At 63.6% G+C, this 20,727-nt stretch carries 10 protein-coding genes; 3 read left to right on the top strand and 7 right to left on the bottom strand.

Features of this window, described 5'->3' with window-relative positions; genetic code table 11:
* Positions 1-521: 521 nt before the first annotated feature.
* The 5 genes from GDR74_RS08925 to GDR74_RS08905 all read right to left on the bottom strand — a co-directional run bounded on the left by GDR74_RS08925 (position 522) and on the right by GDR74_RS08905 (position 14,735).
* Positions 522-9,470: a hemagglutinin repeat-containing protein gene (locus GDR74_RS08925; RefSeq protein WP_194164682.1), complete on the bottom strand. Its 8,949-nt coding sequence runs from the start codon at positions 9,468-9,470 to the stop codon at positions 522-524.
* A 95-nt stretch (positions 9,471-9,565) separates the two neighbouring features.
* Complete coding sequence (locus GDR74_RS08920; protein ID WP_152585980.1) at positions 9,566-10,450, bottom strand: tetratricopeptide repeat protein; 885 nt, start codon at positions 10,448-10,450, stop codon at positions 9,566-9,568.
* A gap of 18 nt (positions 10,451-10,468) precedes the next feature.
* Positions 10,469-12,298: a ShlB/FhaC/HecB family hemolysin secretion/activation protein gene (locus tag GDR74_RS08915; protein ID WP_152585979.1), complete on the bottom strand. Its 1,830-nt coding sequence runs from the start codon at positions 12,296-12,298 to the stop codon at positions 10,469-10,471.
* 5 nt (positions 12,299-12,303) lie between these two features.
* Positions 12,304-14,265 carry a filamentous hemagglutinin N-terminal domain-containing protein gene (locus GDR74_RS08910; protein WP_152585978.1) on the bottom strand — a complete coding sequence of 654 codons (1,962 nt, stop codon included), beginning with the start codon at positions 14,263-14,265 and terminating at the stop codon, positions 12,304-12,306.
* Positions 14,262-14,735, bottom strand: coding sequence for an invasion associated locus B family protein (locus GDR74_RS08905; protein WP_194164681.1), 474 nt, complete (start codon positions 14,733-14,735; stop codon positions 14,262-14,264). Before GDR74_RS08905 ends, GDR74_RS08910 begins: the two co-directional genes overlap by 4 nt.
* Positions 14,736-15,283: 548 nt before the next feature.
* Between GDR74_RS08905 and GDR74_RS08900 the strand changes: the two genes are divergently transcribed.
* From GDR74_RS08900 to GDR74_RS08890, 3 genes are all read left to right on the top strand, one after another.
* Positions 15,284-16,000 (top strand): hypothetical protein, encoded by a 717-nt coding sequence (locus GDR74_RS08900; protein WP_210251040.1) that lies wholly within the window; start codon positions 15,284-15,286, stop codon positions 15,998-16,000.
* Between the two features lie 923 nt (positions 16,001-16,923).
* Positions 16,924-18,159: a peptidase T gene (gene pepT, locus GDR74_RS08895; protein WP_152585976.1), complete on the top strand. Its 1,236-nt coding sequence runs from the start codon at positions 16,924-16,926 to the stop codon at positions 18,157-18,159.
* Positions 18,160-18,342: 183 nt separating this feature from the next.
* Entirely contained in the window at positions 18,343-19,461 is a 1,119-nt protein-coding gene (locus tag GDR74_RS08890; protein WP_152585975.1) for a DUF2778 domain-containing protein, read from the top strand.
* A 30-nt stretch (positions 19,462-19,491) separates the two neighbouring features.
* Here GDR74_RS08890 and GDR74_RS08885 read toward each other — a convergent pair whose 3' ends face one another.
* On the bottom strand, positions 19,492-19,938 hold the full coding sequence (locus GDR74_RS08885) for a hypothetical protein (protein WP_152585974.1): 447 nt from the start codon (positions 19,936-19,938) through the stop codon (positions 19,492-19,494).
* 108 nt (positions 19,939-20,046) lie between these two features.
* Positions 20,047-20,526 carry a hypothetical protein gene (locus GDR74_RS08880; protein ID WP_246180054.1) on the bottom strand — a complete coding sequence of 160 codons (480 nt, stop codon included), beginning with the start codon at positions 20,524-20,526 and terminating at the stop codon, positions 20,047-20,049.
* Positions 20,527-20,727: the final 201 nt, after the last annotated feature.

Genomic DNA, 20,727 nt, shown 5'->3' with positions numbered 1-20,727 from the left:
GCGATGTCGTCATCCACAGTAATAGGCACGCTCCGCTGACCACCAGCCGGGTTGAAGCCCCCCTATACCACTTAAAACAGTCAAGTTTTACGGCTCGATTTAAAACTTCTACTTCTATATTTACATGCTAGAAATACGGCAATTAATATAATTATAGTTATTAAAGCCCACCACTTAAAGAATTGCTCAGCAATCCTGGCATCACCCGCGGCTTCGCCATCCACTCCTAGCAGTTGAGCCAAAAAGTATTGTTGAGGCATCAGGCTTCCGTAAGCTGTTGCCATAATTAGCAATGCCAAAACCGCTGAACCCGCAACACATAGCAATGTTGCGAGATATACCTTCTGTGCTCGCGAATTTAAAAAATACATCAGCGAAGCAAGTATAACAGGGGCTACGCTTAATGCCACGAACAAAGGACGCTCATCCGTTAATGGCAGCGGGACTAGAAGACAGCCCCATATCAAGAGAGCTATCACATAGGCCAACACATACCGGACTGATTCGAATATCATCTTTGATCAATCCCTACCGTTGGTGCTCTTTTGTGCCGGGTAAACAATTATCGTACCGAATACCTGTTTATCACTCCCAGGTGCAAAATTCGGCTGCCCACCAAGCAATTGCTGCCTAAGTTGAGTAAAATCCGCCATATAGCATAACGTAATGCATCCTTCACTTACGCTGCCTGGATGCAGCCTGATGGAATCTCTCGTTACATCACCCACTGGCACCCTACCCGACAGCGTCTCTGCCGACACAAGCGTAAACCAATTATTTTTGTCGTTCCCACCTAGTGATCGGAATGCATCTTTTAGCCATCCAAGTGTTCCTCCAGATTCTCGCGCTACGAGATAGTATGCACCTGGAGGAACGGCTCCAACAAAGGGTACATTTACTCTTGTGGGATCGTTTATTGCATCACCTTGCCCCGAAAAAGCCGGGTAAGTAACCCTTGTACCGCCAGGACCGCAGTCAAGGCAAACAAGCTCGCTTCTTTCCTTCCCGTTAAGTTCGTATTCGAGCGACTTTCCCAGGATCTGCACATATGTGTCGACGCAACGTTCTTTGTCCGCCGGTGAAAACGGAATGTAACGTCCGTCCGATGTTTTCACACCGCAGGTTTCTGCCGCATGAGCAGGCGAGACAAAAATATTAAAAAGATTGAACGTGTGACTCTGACATTGAGAAAGCTGAGTGACGATATCTTCGTCAGTTAGCTTTCCCTGTTGTTTGGCGTCGGCCAGATCTTGGAATGTCTTGTTGCCGCCCTGACCAAGCTTGGAGAACACCCCGGTCGAGATTTGGCTCAGGCTCTTGCCGACGAATTCAACTGCTTTGATAGCCTCTCGAACAGACGAGTCGGATACGTAAACACTTACTCCCTCGCGCTCATTTTTTGTGATCACCTGAGCCTGATCCACGTCTCGATTGAGCGCCGCAACATCCTGCTTCTGCTTGTCCTTGTCACGGACGACGATGGTGCCCTCGCCGATCGTGGCGCGCGTCGTCTGCTCGCGATCGTAGCTGGCGTAAGAACCCGACACCGTGCCGCTCGGCTCGCCGGGTTGGCCCGCCCCGTTCGGCTGCGTGCCGATCCCCAGACCCACCTGCCCCGAGACCGAGCTGCCCCGGTCGTGGTCCCGGAGGTCCTTGAACCCGAGCGTGCCGGTGTCGAGCGTCAGCTGGCCGGTGGCGGAGTTCAGCACCGCACCGTTGATTTGCGTATGCTTGCCCACCGTCGCGGTCAGCGTGCCATCCGCGAACAGCCCGGTCTGCTCGCTCACCCAGGCCAGATCCGACGTGCTGCGGCTGCCGCCGCCTGAGACCGACACCGAGGACGGCCCCACGAGCCCGATCGTCAGCGAGCCGCCGATGTTCGACGAGGACGAGCTGCCATGCGCCGTGTCCTGGCGCGAGGCCAGCGTCAGGTTGCCCTTGACGTCCACATCGATGGTCGCCCCCTTGACCACCGCCCCGGCGAGCGTCGTGTTCCGGCCCGAACCGAGGTGGACGTTGCCGCCCGCATTCAGGTGCGTGTTGAGCTGCGTCACGCTCCAGTCATGGGCCTTCGCCTGCGAGGCTCCGCCCTCCAGGTAGATGCCGCCGCTGCAGCCGCTCGCCGCGCTGCAGCTGCCGCCCAGGCCCACGCCGACGTTCCAGCTCGAGGACGACGAGGACGAGCCGGCGGTCGACTGCGCGCTCTCCATCGTCACGTGCCGCTTGGCGTCGATCGCGATGTCGGTCGCGATCTTCGCCTGCACGCCCTGAAGATGCACGTCCCGCCCGGCCGTGAGCACCAAGGCATTGCCCTTGATCGTGGTGCCAACCGCCGTGTTCGACCACGCCACGCTCTGCGTTTTCGAGCCGGAGGCGCCCACCGTCAGGGTGGCGCTGATCGTCGGGTTCGACAGCGACAGCGCGCCCTGCGTCAGGTTCAGCGCCGCGCTCATCGTCCCGATCGCCTTGAAGGCCGGGTTGCCGTAGCCGGAGCGCGCCAGCTCCGGCGTCTGGGCGATCTGCCGCAGCGCCCCGCTCACGTTCTGGCTCACCTGCAGCTTGATGCCGGCGAACACCTCCTTGTTGGTCTGGTAGGAGCGGTCGGTGTCGGTGCCGGCCAGGATCTTGTTGTCCCGGCCCGCATCGATCTTCACCTGGCCCTTCCGCGAGGCGATCGTCGCCGCCACGATGGTCGAGTCGCGGCCCGCATGGATCGAGATGCCCTCGTCGCCGCTCAGGATCGAGCGCGCCACCCGGGTCGCCGCCTGGCCATTGCTCATCGAAGAGCCGTGATAGCCCGCCTGGATGCCGAAGCCGCCGTCGCCGCCCGACACGTGCACGCCGATGCCGCTGACCTTCCTGGTGAAGGTTTGCGCCGCCTCGTGCTGGCCGGGATCGATGTTCACATCGCGCTTGGCGTCGATGAGGATCTGGCGCTTGGCCGTGACGGCCGAGCCCTCGATGTTGACGTCGCGTGCCGCCTTGACGTTGACGTTGCCGTCCTTCGACGAGATCGACGAGGCGATGTTGGTGCCGATGCTCGTCGTGCCGGCCATGGAGGTCTTGCGGTAGATGTCGAACCCGCCATCGCCGAAGAACAGGCCGACGCCGCTCTTCTTCTGGGTGAAGGACGAGTCTACCGTATCCTGGACCGACTCGATGTTGACCGAGGCCTTCGAGCCTTTGACACGCTTCCCATCGGCATCGTACCCGGCAAGGAGATTGACGTTCTTCTGCGCCGAGACATGGCTGCCGGCCACCGTCAGGTCGCCCTTCTCCGTGCGGATGTTCACGTTGCCCTTTGACGAGGAGACCAAGGAACCGCGATTGGTCTCGGTCGCCAGATTGCTAGAAAAACTCGAGCTCTTGAAGAAGCCGCTCTTCTTGCCACCCGACGCGAAATCCTCCGTATCGACCGCCACCGCAACGGTCACACCTTTTTTGCCGACGAGATTGATGTCGTCTTTGGCCGTGACCGTGGAGCCGATGATCTCGATCTTCTTTTTCGCGCTCATGGAAAGCGTGCCGCCGGAGGAAACGAGCCCGCCGATGTTCTTGGTTGTGCTGGCGGTGCTCCAGTTCTTGCCGCCGGCGACCGTCGTCGTGGTGACGATCTTCTGTGTCTCGATGTTGATGTTGCCGCGGGCGTTGAGCGCAAGGGAGGTGCCGGCGAGCATGGTGCCGCCGCGATTGGTGATGTCCTTCTTGGTTTCGATATAGAGGTCCTTGGCGCTGACGACGCCGCCCGTTTGCAGCTTGCCGTCGATCACCTTGCGCTCGTTCACGAACTCCTTGGCAAAGATGTTCAGGCTTGCGGTCGCCAGGACGGTGCCGGTGTTGGTGACCTTGTCGCCCTTGATCTCGACATTCTCCCCGAGCACCGTACCGGCGCCGGGCGTATAGGCGTATTTCTTGAGATCCTTCTCAGGCAGGATCAGCTCGGGCACCAGCACGCGCTTGCCGCGCAAGATCTTCCATGTGTACCAGAGGATCGGCTTCGTGACCTTCTTGCGCTGCGCCTTGCTCAGCGTGTCTCCGAGCTTGACGCCGGCATTGGCCTTCAGGAAATCGACGGTACCCTGATAGAACTCCTCCTGCTGCTCCTTCGGGTTCTTGTATTTGGGATCTAGGATGGCGCGCCCCGTCTGCTGCACCAGTGCATCCTGGATAAGCATGCGCTCCGCCGCCGGATCTGCGAAGAAGGTCAGGTTCGTGGTACCGGCTCCGACCGATGCGAAGATCCAGCTCGGATTGCGGTCCGCGCTGGTGTCGAAGGGAACCGCGTAGAGAAAGCTCACCTTGCCGATGACCCGTGGACCGGAGGTGGCGATCGGCTGTCCATGGGCAACGACACTCGCGGTGATGTTTTGGCCATCCTTGCCGGCAACGCCGGCGTTCGTCGCCACTGACGCTGGATCGTAGACGTTGCCTTCCCCTTGGCTAAAGCCGGCTCCGGCCAGGTTGAAACCGTTCGTGAGATTGATGCTGGAGGGAGGAATCCTAGGTGGCGCGTTGCCGATGTTCGGGTTGCCAATCCGTACAACGTTACCGCCAATGATGACCGTGCCGGCTTGAATGGTGCCGGTGTCCAGCGTGAGTTGGGATATATCGGCCTCATCAGCAGCATACATGAGGGCTTGCTGACTGTTCTCGGTCAGATTCTTGATGGATGATGCCCGCAAGAAGAGATCGCCTCCCGCGGCACTCATCGTCGAGCCACGGTTCTCGATCGTTCTGGCCCGCCCTTTGATTCCATCGGCCACGGATTGAATCAGCGCTCGTTTGACTGAACCATCGGCTTTGACGACATCCGTATTGATGATGCCCTCGAGCGCAGACAGAGTAATGTTTCCCTTCGCCAGGATGGTGGAGCCATAGTTCAGAATGTTTGTATAGGCATCGAGAACCAAGGTGCCGCCAGCAGAAATCGTACCTGGATCGGATCCGTTGCTGGTTCCGTTTCTGATCGAACCTGACCATGAATCAAGGGTCACATTTCCTTCGGCCGCAACGACATATGTATTGATAATATTGCCATATGTCTGAAAATTGAGGTTCCCTTTTACTTTCAAGTCTCCCGTGAAGGTGTATCCCTGCCCATATAGAAAGACATTGAGGTCCTTACCGAAGACGAACAGCCCCGTATCGCGCGTATCACGTGTGAGGAAGGCTTGATTGATCGTATCAGCATTGATCGTCGCAGACTGCTCAGCACGAATTTCGCTATTCAGATCATTATTTACCCGACCTGCATCGAGGCTCACGACGGGTGCTGAGATCAATGCGTAGTTCGCCGCACTTGCACCACGATTTTTAATGTCTCCGGCATAGAGACTAACGGATGCTGCTCCGACAATATGTCCTTGATTGAGTATAGAGCGGACATAGTCAATCGAAACCGCGTCTGCCTGTATCCGCCCACTGCTTTGATTTATGAAATCGAGATTACCCGCAGCAGAATTAGTGGTATTAACACTGAGTGTCCCTCTTGAAAGAATCTTTCCTGAATTGACGAGCACTCCCAAAGCGCGGACGTCGATGAGGTTTGCGCTTTCCAGGGTGCCGAAATTACTCAACTCTCCGCCAGCCGCAGGAGAGTAGATTGAAAGATAATTTTCCCCGTAGACAGTGCCCCAGTTTCGAATTGTGTTTGGCTGTAACGCAGAACCGTTCAAATCGACGTTATAACCCTTGATAGATGCGCCAGCTAAATTGATAATATTTGATGCAGTAACGGATAGTTGCGAAACCGCTTCCAGGCTCCCTGCATTTGAGAAGTCTGATACAGATAGATCTATATTAAAGGCGTTGAGAGCTGATCCCGTAAGCCCAACATATCTGGGACCAGAGTACGAGATCCCGCTACTGGCGACCACCTCTCCCGCATTGGTGAATCCGTTTGGTAGTGTAAGAGCAAGATCCCCATTCACGGAAATCTTTCCAGTGTTCGATAGCGTCCCCGGCACATTGAGAGTAAGGCCGGCATTCGTTGTCTGCAGCACGCCCTGATTGGTCAGGTTAGAGCCAATCGTCAGGTTCATCGCGCCGCCGCTGATCACACCGATGGTGTCACCGCTGGACGGGCCGTTCAGGATGTCACTCGCCGACAGGGTCAGCCGGGTCGTGCCGGCGACCAGACCATAGTTCTGTAACGCTCCTGCGATCGTTGCCGTGACCGTGTCCGCACCCAGGCTCGCGCTGGTCGAAGCATTCGAGAACCACGGCGCCGTCAGCGTCAGATTGTTCCTGGCAAGGATATCGCCGGAATTCGTCACCCCACCATATGCGTTAAGGGTAAGGGAGCCCTCAACTCCGATGATGCGCCCGGAATTTGTCGTTGTTCCTACGGCTGTGACTGTTAGGGCATTGTCGCCAGTGATGTTCCCCTCGTTCGTGAGAATGCCATGAGCTGTCACGTTCGCGCTCGCTCCGCCGAGGACGGACGAGGCTCCCCGATTCATGAGTGAACCAGCATGCACGGTCAGCGAATTTGCGCCGAGGATTTTACCGGCATTGTCGATCTGGATGTGTCTCGTATCTGTACCAAGCTTGGTCACCTTCGATGAGAGTAGGGCTTGCGCGGTGGCAGCATAAGATGCGGCAGCGACGGTCAGAGCCTCGCCTGCCACCATCGAACCATCATTGCGCACCTGGTTGGCTGTAACCGTGCCATTCCGCTCCGCCAGCATGCTGCCAGCGTTGCTGAGGTTCCCGACGTAAATCGTGATGTCATTCGCAGCTTCGATTGAGCCAAGATTGTTCATACTCGCGATGGCATTGGCCAAGGTTCCGAGCTTGATCGTCTCCCCCAGGATCAGGCCCGCATGGGTGTTTGCGACGGTCGGGCCATTTTCCAGCCGGCCGGCCTGGATGTCCACGAGGGTCGCGCCCGAGACAAGGCCGAAGTTCTTGAACACGCCGTTCCCGAGGCGAACGGTCAGCGTCCTGCCCCCCAGCTGTCCTTGGGCCGCTGCGGTATAGTTTACCGCATTCAGGCTCAGGTCGTCATCGGCGACAATGGCACCGTTGTTCTGCACATTGGCGGCGGTGATCCGAAAATCGGGCAACGCGGCATCGCCTGTTGCGCTGATCATGCCGTCATTGACGAGATCGCCAGCGGAGGTGAGCACGATGGTCTTGCCGACAAGTGTTCCGGCATCGCTCTGCGGCACCGACGGTCCGACCTTGATGGTTCCGGCATTAATGCTCAGGGAATTCTCCGCATTCACAAGACCCTTGCTCGTGAATGCTCCGGACACGCCGATCGTTACGTTCGCTCCGCTGACACGACCGCTCGCGGATATGCCGTCGAAGGCGGCAGCGTTAATCGTCACGGCGCCATGAGCGATCAGGTCGGCACCGCTCGTAACCTTGCCGGCTGCCGTCAGTGTCACGTTGCCTTCGCTGGAAAGCAGAGACCCCGGAGAGGTCAGGTGGCCTTGCGTCGTGATCGATAGATCTGTGACGCTGCCGATCGTTCCTTCGTTCAGGACATCCCCGCCAATGGAAAGAGTGCTCAGGCCCGCGTTCATCGCACCGGTCGCACGATTGGACAGGGAGGCGGCGCTCGCGGTGAGGCGCTGTTCACCGAGAATGTGACCACTGTTCTCCAAGGCTCCTGAGACGATCAGATCGGCGGTCAGGCCGGCAAGAACGGCGGCGGCCGAATTGGCCCGGTAGCCAGCGGCCGTTACTTTCAACGCACCCCCAGTTTGGATGAGATTATCGTTGGCAACCGTACCGCCCGCCACGATCTTGAGGGTCTGATCGGACACGATCTGTCCGAGATTGGTGAGATCGCCGGCGATCTTGAGGGTCAGATCCTTGCCGTAGATGACGCCGGTTTCGGTATTGGACAGAGTTCCGGCGTCGATGAGGGTGCTGATCCGGCCGTAGAGAATGCCGGCATTGACGATCGTATTCGAGGACGACAGGACAATGTGGTCGAGTGCAAGCTGCCCCCCGGCCGCGTTCGTGTAGGTGTTGCGGACCGACAGGTCGAGATTGCCGTAATCGAGAACTGTCCCGTTGATCAGATCGCCTTTCGCATCGATCACGATGCGGTTTAGGGCATCGAAGGCCGTGCCAGTTCCCAGCTCGACCGTCCGGCCAGCGACTTTGACGCTGTCGACGCCGGCGACGATAGTGGTGTTGTCGATCCGCGCCTCGTCGAGACCCATCACGGACACCGCGCCGCCGCCGATCTTCAGATCGATGGTCCGCAACGAGCGTCCCTCAAGCATGACTTCGCCATTGGCGGCGATCGTTCCTTCAGCGACAAGCTCTCCACCGGAGACCAGGCTGATGGTGTTGCCGGCCTGCAGGACGCCGCGGGTGGCAAGTGACTGCAGTGCCTCCAGGACGACGGCATCATTGGCTGCCAGTTCGCTGTTCAGGCCAACCTTGATGCGCTTGCCCGAGACAGAGATCCTGCCGAGTGCCTGATTGTTGCCTGTCAGAGTGACCTGACCATCGGCTGTGAGCGTCACATCGCTCTTCGCATAAGACGCGGCGAGGCTCAGGTCCCCGGACGAGCGGATCGCGACCTCTCCGGATAAGGCCTCGAGCTTTCCGTTCAGTTGAATACCGAGATCGACGTCGCGCGAGATAACTGAGACGGTGCCAGCCTTGATCCTGCCGGCGGCGCCGGAGCGGATGGCTGGACCGGTGATAGCAGGCAGCTGGGACGGGTTTTTGGTGATGGCCGTGTCGCCCGCCAAGTTGTAGACCATGCCGCCGGCTCTGAGGCGCACGGTTTCCTTGGCCTCGACGGGGCCCTTCACTTCGATCTGCCGCCCGATGAGGGCCACGGCATCGAGGGGCTTGCCGCCGCTGGACAGGCCCTGCCCTGCGATAGAGACCTTGCCGCGCTCGACGTCGAAGCTCACGGTGCCTCGTCGATAATCGGGCAGCGGCGTTCCGGTCGACAGGGTCACGCGGTTGCTGTTGATGAAGGTGCAACCGACGCAGCCGACGCCGTTGGGGTTCGCGATGATCACATCGGCTTTCGAGCCGAAAACCTCGGTCGGCCCGTTGAGCGTCGAAGCGGCCGCGCTCGTCACCTCGTTGAGGATCACCCGGGCCGGGCGGCTGCCGACGAGATTGGGATTGGCCGTGACCTTGCCGCCAATGATGGACGTGCCACCGAGCTTGGAATTGTTGAGGATGACGCCACGGGTGTCGATGTCGTAGCGCTGGAACTTGTTATGCGAGATGCCGCCGAACGACGGCTTGGTGATGTCGACCAGGGGCGTGCCGTTGGCCGATGCGCGGACCTTCGGCTGGAAGGTGATTGGTGCGCGCGGGTCCTTGATGACCTGTGCGTTGGCGAAGGGCGCCGAGAGCGACGTGGCGAGAGAGACGCAGGCCAGGGTAAGGCCAAGACGACCCCAAAGTCCTTGCCGCATTCTGGTGCTGAGCACTCCCGAATACACCGCCACATCTGTGTGAGCAACATCCCGTTTCGCCATAGCCCCCGTCTCCCTCTCCTGCCGCTTCGGCCGGCAGGCCGACTTATGGAAGTCCAGGAGCATCCGGACCGGATCCTCCTGGGCAATCGATCTGTTTAAGGGATTGCCTTCCAGGCTCGCGCTTCGGCCTGAGCCTTCTCGACCTCGGCCGGAGCCAGAGCAGCGGAGACCCGCTGCAGCGCTTCGCTCGCCTGCGGGTGCTGGCGGGCCGAGGCGAGGTTGTAGTAGAGATGCGCCTTCGCGAGATCGGGCGTGCCGCCGTTGCCGGCTTCATACAAAGCACCAATCTCGAACAGCCCGACCGGGTTGCCCTTCGCCGCCGCCTTCTCGAAATAGGCGCGCGCCTTGCCGGCATCCTGCTGGACGCCCGTTCCATCGCGATAGGCATAGGCGAGCGCGTTCATGGCGCCGATATGGCCTTGCTCGGCAGCCTTCTCGTAAAATCCGATGGCTTTGGCGGCATCCTTGTCGCCCCCCTGCCCTTGCGCGAGAAGTCCCGCGCAGTTGAACTGCGCGTCCTGGTCGCCGAGATCGGCTGCCTTGCAGATCGTCTCGCGGGCGGCCTTGTAGTCCTGCAGCACGCCTTCGCCACGGAACGCCATCAAGCCGATGCGGTTCAGAGCCTTCGCGCTACCCTTATCGGCCGCCGCGAGATAGAGCATGCGCGCCTTCTCGGGATCGGCCTGCAGGCCCACACCGAGTTCCAGCATCCGGCCGAGATAAAAAGCGCCGTCCGCCTTGCCGGCACTGTAGGCTTCGTTGAAGGATTGGAGCGCGGCTTCGTAGTTGCGGGCCTCAAGACTGGCGAGGCCGTCCTTGAGCGGATCGCCACTGGACGCCGGTGCAGCAGCTGCGGGTGCCGGCGCGACCGGCTGGCTCTTCTCCTGGGGCGGCTTCGCGGCGGGCGCTTTGGTCTGGGCGGATGCCACTGTTGCAATGGCACAGATCGCAGCAGCTCCAAGCGAGAGGCGCAGGTTCATCGATGAGACTCCTTGTCGTCACAGCAATTTTACGGAGAGGGTGAGATAGGCTTCCGGCGAATGCCGCTTTTTGCTGGATCCGCCACCACGCCGGAACACGGGTTCACCGACGCTGACATCAAGCTTCACGCGGCCATGGCGGTAGCGGATGCCGCCGCCGATGCTGGCCCGCTGCAGATCGTCCCGGTTGGCGATGTCCTGTCCGAAGCCGTAATCGGAGAAGAGATACGGTTGCAGCCCGGATAGAACTTCGGCCAGAAACATCCAATCGTCCTTACGCTGGCCGAGCAGCGCGTCGACCGGTATGAGCGGAGCGAATTCGGATCGCAGCACGAAGCCGCGGTCGGCGCGGGACGCTGTGCTGGTAAAGCCACGCACGGTCGCCACCGATCCGAGCACCAGCTGCTCATCGGAATAGAGCGGATGCGCGGCCCATTGAGCGTTCAGATCGAGCCTGAGCAGGCCGATCTCGGGCAGAGACTTGGCCAGAGAGGCATTGCCGTCGATCTTCCAGAACTGCGCACGCGGCACGGAGCGGTCAATCGACGGTGGATCGTCGATCGCTCCGAGGATCGGAAACCCGTGCACCAGGCCCGCGCCATAGCTGAACTGCAGGCTCTCGAAGCTGCGCGTCTCCGTCAGACCCATGCGGCCGAAGCTGATGATCTCCGGTGTGAGGCCTGCACCGTTGATGTAGCGCTCGTTGCGACGCCATCCGAAGGTCGAATCGAGCGTGACTTGGCGGCTGCTCTCGCGATGGACCAGATACCCGAGGGTGCCGGAGACATTGCCGCCGCGCGAGAACATTTCGACACCGCGCGTAATCTCGCTCAGCGACTCCGAATAGCTGCCATCGACCGAGAAGGTGAACCGGCGGAAGGGCAGAGAGAACGCGGCCCGGGCCTCGTTCGAGTCGAGAGCGCCCGCATAGGACAGCCGCCAAGCGTCATTGATGCCGATGAGATTGTCCTTGGCGGCATCGATCTTGAGACGGTGCGGAATCGTGGCCCCAGAGCCGTTGAGCGTGACGCCATTGGTCTCGTAACCAAGGTTGAGACGGAAGGAATCCTCACGGTTGTTCTCGACCACGATGATCGAGGTTGCCGGCTGCTCGCCGGGCTCGAGCTTCGCCTGGGCGCGCGCTGACGCCACGCGGTTGATCTGGTCGATGCCCTGCTGGACCAGATCCATCTGCACCACGTCGCCCGATCCGGTGATGAAGCTCATCCAGAGCTTCGGATCCGTCTCGAGGTCGCGCGGCAGGATCTGGAAATCGTCCAGGGGATCGTCGAGACGGTCGAACAGGGCGGACAGCGCCGTGAGTGTCCCCCATACGCCCTTCACCGCGACAACCTGGTTCCAGCCCTTGGACATGCGCTCACGGAACGGCAGCGCCTCGTCGCCTCGCCCCTCCCGGTAGACCACCTTGTCGATCCTCCCGGCGACGATGTTGATGACGAGACGGCGGCTGGCGCGGATGTCCTGCTCGGGCAGGTAGCCCTGCGTCGTCACATAACCCTGATCCGCATAAGCCTCGTTGACCACAGCGAGCAGGGCCTTGACTTCGTCATTGCCGACGCAGCCAACAGCAAGCGGCGAGAGCTTCTGCCTGAGGGCTTCGGCATCGATGAAAACGACGCCGCGCACGTCGATCTGGCGCACGGGCGAGCAACCGGCCGACTTCTGTGTTGTCGACTTGGTCGCGAACGTCAGCACAGGTCCTTCGGGCTCAGGCTGAGCGGTGGAAGCGCGTGCACTCGCCGCAGCCGTGAGAAAGCCCATGAGCGCGATGGCCGCACCATAGACCCGGCGCGGAAGGCCCTGCTCCTTTTGAGTGAACAGCGGCATGACGGTCACTCGAACAGGAAGCCGAGCAGGCCGATATGGCTCGTGCCGCCGAGGAAGATCGCCTTCGGGGGATCTTTGACATCAGTCCCGCCAGAAATCACGGTCGCCACTTTCCCCTCGATGAGACCGCCTTCGAGGACGACCGGTTGAGGACTCTCGACCGTCACGGTTCCGGTTGGCGCCAGGAACATGCCGCCGCTCGGCGACAGGGACAGGATCGCCTTCGGTCCCGCGAAGCCGTTGAAGAGGCCCGCGGGACGTTCGGAAAAGTCTGGCAGGAACGTCGCCCGCGCGATCACCCGCGGCGCTGTGACGGACAGGTTGCCGTACGAGGTGATCTGCCCGCCATTCTCGACGACCGCGCTCGCCGTGATCGCAGCACTGCCGGCAGCGTTGATGACGCCGCCAAGGAAGCTCACGTTGCTCGAGGCACGGCTCCAGCATGTGAGGCCGCACTCCTTCTCGATCCGGTAGGTGCCGGCCGGGAGTCCCCGGTTGACGAGCGTGCCCGTGTTGATGAGAAGGGCGCCGTCCAGGGCATCGATCTCGCCTGAATTTGTGACCGCACCGGACTGGATGTCGACAGCCTCGCCCGAGATGTAACCTAGCTGGTTCGGGATCCGGGCCGTGCCGAAATCACCCGTCACGGTATGCTTGCGACGCCGGATCCCGAACAGCGATTCCAGAAACCCTGACTGGCGACGCTCCATCGTCTGGATGGGAGCCGTTCCGGCTCCGGATACGCCGGTCAGGTTATCGATCCTGCCGGCGACCCGCATCACAACGGTCGCGTTCGCCAGTAGCCGCCCCGTGTCGTTCAGGACATTGCGGCCGGCTTCCACGACAAGGTCGTCCTTCGACGCGAAGGCAATCGCCAGTCGCTTGCCGTTCTCGCTCAGCAGCTTGATGTCCCGCGCGGTCTTCAGTGTAACACCGCCCTTGGCGAGCGGGTCGTCCTCCGCGCGTTGGGCGCCGGTCACCTGCCCCAGAAGCGTAATGTCGCCGGAGTTCGCGACCAGGCGGACGGATCCCGACACCGCGCTGACGGTGCTTTGTCGGGACGCACTGTTGCGGATGTCGATCGCACTCGCTTCGATCTTGAGGCTCTTCTCGGACTTGAGCGTTGCGCCCTTGGTCGAGACCTTGCCGTCGGCGGAGATCGTGAAGTCGCCGATGGTGGCCTGACCTTTGCCGGCATAGCTCACGCCCGCCCCGCGTCCATTGACGGCAATGCGCACCCGGCTGGCCGACAGGGAGCCGCGTGGCGTCACGTCGACGACGATCCCGTTCGCCGCGCCATCGAAAGCCCGGCGCCATGCCCAGGGGCGCAGCGTGGTCAGGGGCGACACGCTCGAGTCCAGCTCGACTTCGGAGCGTCCGCCAACCAGGGCGATGTCGGCGCTCGGGCTCACCTGTTCATTGCTGACGGGCCCATCGATCTTCAGACGGCCTGCCACGAGCTGCAGGGTCGTCATTGCGCCCGAGAGCCCGGCGCCTTCGATAGCGATGTCGCCTGTCCCGGCGGTCACGACCGTATTGACCAGGCCGGCCGCGGCATTCTCGAACCGGACCTTTCCGCCCGAGAGCGCGACGCCACCGGTATTGATGAAGCGGCCGCCATCCACCGTAATCCCATTCGGATTGGCGACGACGACATGGGCGCGGGACCCGATAACCTCAATCGGACCGTTCAAGATACTCCGCCGGCTCGATGTGACCTCGTTGACGATGGTCGACGCATCGATGCCGCGGTTGTTGAGCTCGAGGCCGGGCTTCGGGGCCGAGAAGTCCGTATAGGTGTTGTGACTGATCCCGCTCGGATTGGCCGGAGCGATATTGACCTTGACCCGGCCCGTACTCGCGGTCGTCACGCTCGTGCGCGTTCCGCCATCCGGCGCGACCTGAGCTGAGACCGGGCTTGCACCCCAGAGCCCGATGAGCGCGACGAGAGACAGGGGCAGCCTCATGAGGAGCGCTCCAGGCGGGCCAGTGCCTCGGCGAATCCCTTGAGCGAGACGGTCACGTCAGCCGACTTGTCCTTCGCTGACCAGAGCCGGAAGCTGGCCAGCTTACCGGAGCGGAACTCTTTGGCGATCTGGCCGGACAGCGGAAAGCCCGCATGGCATCCGGCGGCGTTGCAGGTCTCGACCAGCACCTTATAGGGCTTCTTGCCGTCCACGCTCAGCTCAATCCCACGGGCGATGTAGCCGCCGAGCGGGATCGACACGATGGCCACCGGGACGCGTTGGTCGTCCCGAACGACGGTGAGCGCGAAGACAGTCTCCTCGCTGCCCTGAGCCGTGAGGCGCTGAACGGCCTGGCAATTGGTCTTCGAGGGCGGCGTGGATGACTCGGCGTGCAGAGTCGAGGAGCAGACGACCTCCCAATCCGCGAAACGCTCGGCTCGGGAAGGCTCCTGCGCCGAGGCTGCGGCCATCCAAACCCATAGGATGAATGGCCCCCATACGGCTCCCCGCGCTCTCATTTTGCCCCCACATATTGTGCTCAAACAGCTCAATTTCCGCGGAGGCGGAATAGGCCACTTCACTCTATGAACATTAGAGTATAACGTTTATAGATTGTAAAGGGGAAGTTTCCTACAGCCACGAGGAGCGGCATCCTGCCACGCTGGTACGACCGATCCTGGTTGGGAACAGCAAGAACAGCCATCGGATCGGCACATCGACAACATGTGGCTGCACATCGTTCTGGCAGGACCTGATGATTGAGCGCTTCGCGTCTCCGGCCGCCGAAGCGCGGCGCCGCCCGCCGCGCCCGGCCCGAGGCCCTTCGCTCCCGCATCGCCGCCCGTCGTCTCCGCACCCGCCGCCGCGGTCGCCGGTTCTTTCCCGGAAAAGAGCGGCAAGTTCCGGCGAGAGCCGCGGAAAGATGCCGCCGCTACAGTCCTTCTGTTCCCGATGGTTCGGACCCGATTGCGATTCCCCATCGGACGATGACACCACTCGAAATCGAAGGAACCTCGCCATGAGCAGCCATCACCTGCGCTGTACGGCCGCGGCCATCGGCCTCCTCGCCTCCGCCGCGATCCCCGCTCTCTCCGCCCTGGCCCATGAGGGCCACCAGCACAAGCCGCCGGCCGCGACCGTCGCCGCCGCTCCGGCCAGCGCCGCCGCTCCGGCCGCCGCCACACAGGGCGAGCCGAGCCTGGACGAGGTGCGCAAGGCCACCGAACGGTTCAGGGACGTCAACGTCGCCCTCTCCGAAGGCTACCTTCGCGATCCCACGGATGCGTGCGACACGGCGGAGATGATGGGCAGGCCCGCGGAACTGGGCGCCATGGGCATCCACTTCTTCCGCCCGGACCTGCTCGGCATCACCGCGCCGCCCAATCCGCGCGTCGACGGCGTCGGGACCCATACGGACTTCCGCAACCCGGCGATCCTCATCTACGAGCCGCAGGCCGACGGGTCGCTCCAGCTCGTGGCCGTGGAGAACCTCGTCTTCCGCAAGGCCTGGCACGCGGCGGGCAACCGCGAGCTCCCGAAGTTCCATGGAGTCGCCTACGACAGCATGGCGGACGACCCGGCGACCGCCGTCGACGAGGCGCACGGCTTCGAGCCGCATTACGACCGGCATGTCTGGATCTACAGGGAGAACCCCAACGGGGTGTTCGCACCCTACAACCCGAGCGTCACCTGCCAGCATCACCGCGGCGGCAGCCACCGGCACGCCCAGCGCTGACCGGCCGCGCCCTCTCCCCCTTGCCGGAGAGAGCTGGAGAGGGGGGTGCGGGCGCCTCGCTCCGGAATCGTGGCGCCGCCCCCCCCGCCCTGGCCCTCCCCCTCGCAAGCCGGGTGCTCCCGACTTGCGCATTGAGAGAGCCGATCCCGGGAACACCCGGGATCCGCGGGGAGGGAATGCGCCCTCTTCCCTCGCCCTCCGTCATTTCGGGGCGCCGCAGGCGAGCCCGGAAGCCATCACCCCTGCGGTGCAGGGCGAAGACGCCGCGGCGGCCGCCGTCCGGACAGGCGGGCCCCCCGAAGCGTGCCCCGCGACGGCAACGGCTCTCCCGCTGCGCGTCCCGGCAGGGTGCGTCCGCGATAATGTTCCGCTTTCGTTCTTGACAGCGGCGCCAAGCTCGGCTATATCGTGACGCATCCCGTCCCGCCGAGGGGCGCGCTCGCGAGGCGTCGCCGAATGCGGGGACGGGACCGGTCCCGCGCCCGCGCGCCACGCACGCGCCGGCCGCGGGCGGCCCCGGCACCGCCGGGGCTCCGGGCCGTCCGGCGCCGCCGGCGTTCGTCAACGCCGCCCCGCGTCCGGGCCATCCCCGGAGCCTCCGCCGCCGGTCCGCCGGAAAAGAACCGGGCGCGATGACGCTGCGGCTCATTGCCTTCACCCCTTCCTTCCCCCGAGCCGGAGCGACCCTCGTGCCCCCTCGACCCCGCCGCCCCTCCGGGCCCACGCGCCCGGAGGACGCGGCGGCGTGCGTGCTTCTCACGTCTCATCTCCGGCGGCATGGCCGGGCCGGTCCGGGGCGGCCCGCGCAATTCGCGACCCGGGGAGGGAGAGGGCAGGTGGCGGGCATGACAGCGGGCGCCAGCCCCGTTACAAGTCCCTCAGCCCCTCCTGCCGAACGGATCTTCCCGAGAATGGATCTTCCCATGCCCGCCAGCGTCACCGACCGATTCCTCCGCTACGTCGTCATCGACACCCAGTCCGACGCCGCGTCCTCGTCCCAGCCCTCCACGGAGAAGCAGAAGAACCTCGGCCGTCTGCTGGTCGAGGAGCTCCACGCGATCGGCGTCTCCGACGCGCATCTCGACGAGCACGGCTACGTCTATGCGACGATTCCGTCGAACAGCCCGAAGAACAACGTTCCCGTCATCTGCCTGTGCGCGCACATGGACACGGCGCCCGACTTCTCCGGCGCGGGCGTCAAGCCGCAGATCGTCAGGAACTACCAGGGCGGCGACATCCAGCTGCCGGGGGATCCCAGCCAGGTGATCCGGGTGGCCGAGCATCCGGTGCTGAAGGACATGATCGGCCACGACATCGTCACCACGGACGGCACGACCCTGCTCGGCGCCGACGACAAGGCCGGCATCGCCGAGATCATGGCCGCGGCCGAATTCCTGATGAGCAACCCGGACATCCGGCACGGCACGATCCGCATTCTCTTCACCACGGACGAGGAGATCGGCCGCGGGGTCGACAAGGTCGACCTCGAGAAGCTCGGCGCCGATTTCGGCTACACCCTGGACGGCGAGACGGCCGGCACCATCGAGGACGAGACCTTCTCGGCCGACGGGGTGGAGGTGGCGATCAAGGGCGTGGCGATCCATCCCGGCTTCGCCTACGGCAAGATGGAGAACGCCATCAAGATCGCGGGGGCCATCGTCGAGCGCCTTCCAAGGGACATGGCGCCCGAGACCACGAAGGGCCGCCAGGGCTTCATCCATCCCATCGCCGTCTCCGGCGTCATGGAGAAGGCGAACCTCAGCTTCATCGTCCGCGACTTCACGGAGGAAGGCCTCGCGAGCAAGGAGGCGCTCCTGGAGGAGATCGTGAAGGACGTGCTGAAGGGCTATCCGGGCTCCAGCTACACGTTCAAGGTCAAGCACCAGTACCGCAACATGAAGATGGTGCTCGACCGGCACCCGGAGATCGTCGAGCATGCGGTGGAGGCGATCCGCCGGGCCGGCATGACTCCGGTGCGCGGCAGCATCCGCGGCGGCACGGACGGCTCGCGCCTCTCCTTCATGGGCCTGCCCTGCGCCAACCTCTTCGCCGGCGGCCATGCCTTCCACTCGCCGCTGGAATTCGTCAGCAGCCAGGACATGGAGAAGGCGGTCCGCACCATCGTCGAACTCGCCAGGATCTGGGAGGAGCGCGCCTGAGGCTACCTGGGGCGCGCACGGGCCGCTCCGGCGCGTGCGCAGCCGCACCTTCTCCGCACGGCCGATTATCCGTCCCTTAACCAAACTGGCCTTTCATGGGGCGCAGTCGAGTTGACCTTCCGCGCACGGCGGCCGCACCCGGTCGGCGTGCCGTGCGCGGCGGCGTGTTGCGTAGAGTTCGCCATGGTGCACACACCCTATCCGTCAGGCGGGCGCGTCCGGCGCCGCGGCCGGGGCCGCCTTCTCCTCACGGCGGCGCTCCTGGCGCTCGCCGCCGGTCCCGCCGCATTCCTGATCCAGCACCCCGCCCGCACGCCCGCCCTGTCCTCCGCCGTCCCGGCAGAGCGGTCGCCCGCTGCGGAAGCGTCCGCCGCAGGCCGCATCTACGACCGGGCCGTCATGGACTTCACGCCCACCCTTGTCCCCGAGCGGCTGCGCCTCGCGCAGAACGCTCCGCTCGGCCCGTCCTTTGCGCCGCCCCCGGCGCGGCAGGAGCCGGCGCCGCAACCGGCCGTGGCCGCGGTGCCGGAGGCGGAGACCCCGCCGGTTCCGCCCATGCGGCTGGCTCAGGCCGAGCGGCCCGTGCCCCTGCCGGTTCCGCGACCGGCCGACCTGAGGATGCAGAAACCCGCCGAGGCGGCGCCTGCCGCCCGTGCCGCCGCTCCGGCGCGGAGCGTCGCACCGCCGGGCACGGCGCAGCCGGCCGCAGCGGCGGACGGCCCGTCGTTCATCGAGAAGCTCTTCGGCATCAAGCGTGCCTCCCCGCCCGAGTCCGCCCTCGCCTACGCCGCGCTGGAGAACGGAACGGGGAGCATCGCACCGGGCGCGCGGCTCGGCACCGGCGTCACGCCGGATGGCAGGACCGCCGTGTACGACATCAGCGCCAAGGTGGTGATCATGCCGAACGGGGAGAGGCTCGAGGCCCATTCGGGCCTCGGCGACAAGCTCGACGATCCGCGTTACGTCCACGTGCGGATGCGCGGCCCGACGCCTCCCGGCACCTATATCCTCACCGAGCGGGAGAAGCTCTTCCACGGCGTGCGCGCCCTGCGCATGACCCCGGTGGGCGGCAGCGCCGCGATCCACGGTCGGGACGGAATCCTGGCGCACACCTACATGCTCGGCCCGAACGGGGACTCGAACGGCTGCATCTCGTTCCGGAACTACGACCGGTTCCTCCAGGCCTATCTGCAGGGCGAGGTGAAGCGCATCGTCGTCGTGGCCGGGCACAGGCAGGACATGCTTCCCCGCCTCGTCGACTCTCCACCCGGCGGACGTTCGCGTTCGGCGCGGGCTACCTGACGAACGTGCGGCGAATGGCGTGGGCGCCGCTCACTCCCCGATGAGCTTGCAGCCGATCCTCACGGGCGCCTTCGCCGCTTCGGCCACCTCGCCTTCGAAGACGTCGCAGTCGAGGATGTTGTCCGGCCCCCTGCGGCGTGCCGAGTACACGTTGACGAGCACCTCGACCTTGCGGTCCTCGACCCAGTCGAGCCGGTTGCGGGGAACGACCCTGCCCGTCAACCGGGCGGAGCGGACATCGCTCTCCACTGTGACCTTCTCGTTGCCGAGAAAGATCCGACCGGTCTCGTCGGCCCTCTTCCGAGCCGCGGGCGTTGGCGGTCCCGAGAAGAACGCCGCCACGACGACGCCTTCCGAAAGCGAGGAGAGCTTCGCCGCCGCCTTGGGAGAAAACGAGAGGTCGACCGTGAGCCCGAAATCCGCGGCGACGGCCAGGGACGGGAGGACCATCATCATCGCCCCGGCCGCCGCGCCCATGTTCGATCTCCTGCCCATCCGTTCCCCCGTTCGCATGCGGCACGGCCCTCAAGTACAGGCACCCCGGTGCCCGTCAAGGTCCCGGTCGAACGGGGAACGGGCGTGCCGCTACCGGGCGCACTCTATCGGCACGCGGACGTTCGATCCCTGGATGAGGACGGTCCGGCAGGGAACCCCGTTGATGATCCGGATCTCGTTCGGAGTCGCATAGGGGAAGGGCGAGCCGGGAGTCCCCGAAACCGGCGCCCCCTGTTGCTCCTCGACCCGAATGCTCCCCGTCACGCCCGGCTCGAAGGTGCCGGTCGAGACCGGACCGGCGCACTCAATGGGCACGCGGAGATTGCCCGGCACCAGCAGGGTGCGGCAGGGCACGCCATTGATGATCTGCACCTCGTTGGGCGCCGCGTACGGGAAGGCCGAGCCGGGCGTCCCCTGGATGGGATTGGGCTGCGCCTGCGCAGCGGCCAGGCCGCCCAGGGTCACAAGACCGGCACCGGCGAGAATGGCGAGCTTTCTCATGGAGGCCTCCTGCTCGCAGACGATGACCATCACGCGGTGCAGGAGGCGCTGCGAATCGCCGGACTGCACGGCATTGCGGAATTTCGCCGGTCCTGGAACCGGCCGGCCCAAGGGGCCCCGCGTATCCCGCATGACCTGTTCGCGTCCACGCAGGACTAGCCGGGCCGTGCGGAACGTCCCTGCCCTGCGAGAGAACGGCCAAGGACACGGCGCATGCTAGGCCTGCGGCACGCCTCGTGCTTGGCCGGGGGGGCCAGCCTCTTGACAGAT

The organism is Microvirga thermotolerans (assembly GCF_009363855.1).
Classification (GTDB): domain Bacteria; phylum Pseudomonadota; class Alphaproteobacteria; order Rhizobiales; family Beijerinckiaceae; genus Microvirga; species Microvirga thermotolerans.
Note: the sequence above shows the minus strand (reverse complement) of the source record. Positions and strands in the feature narration are given on the sequence as shown.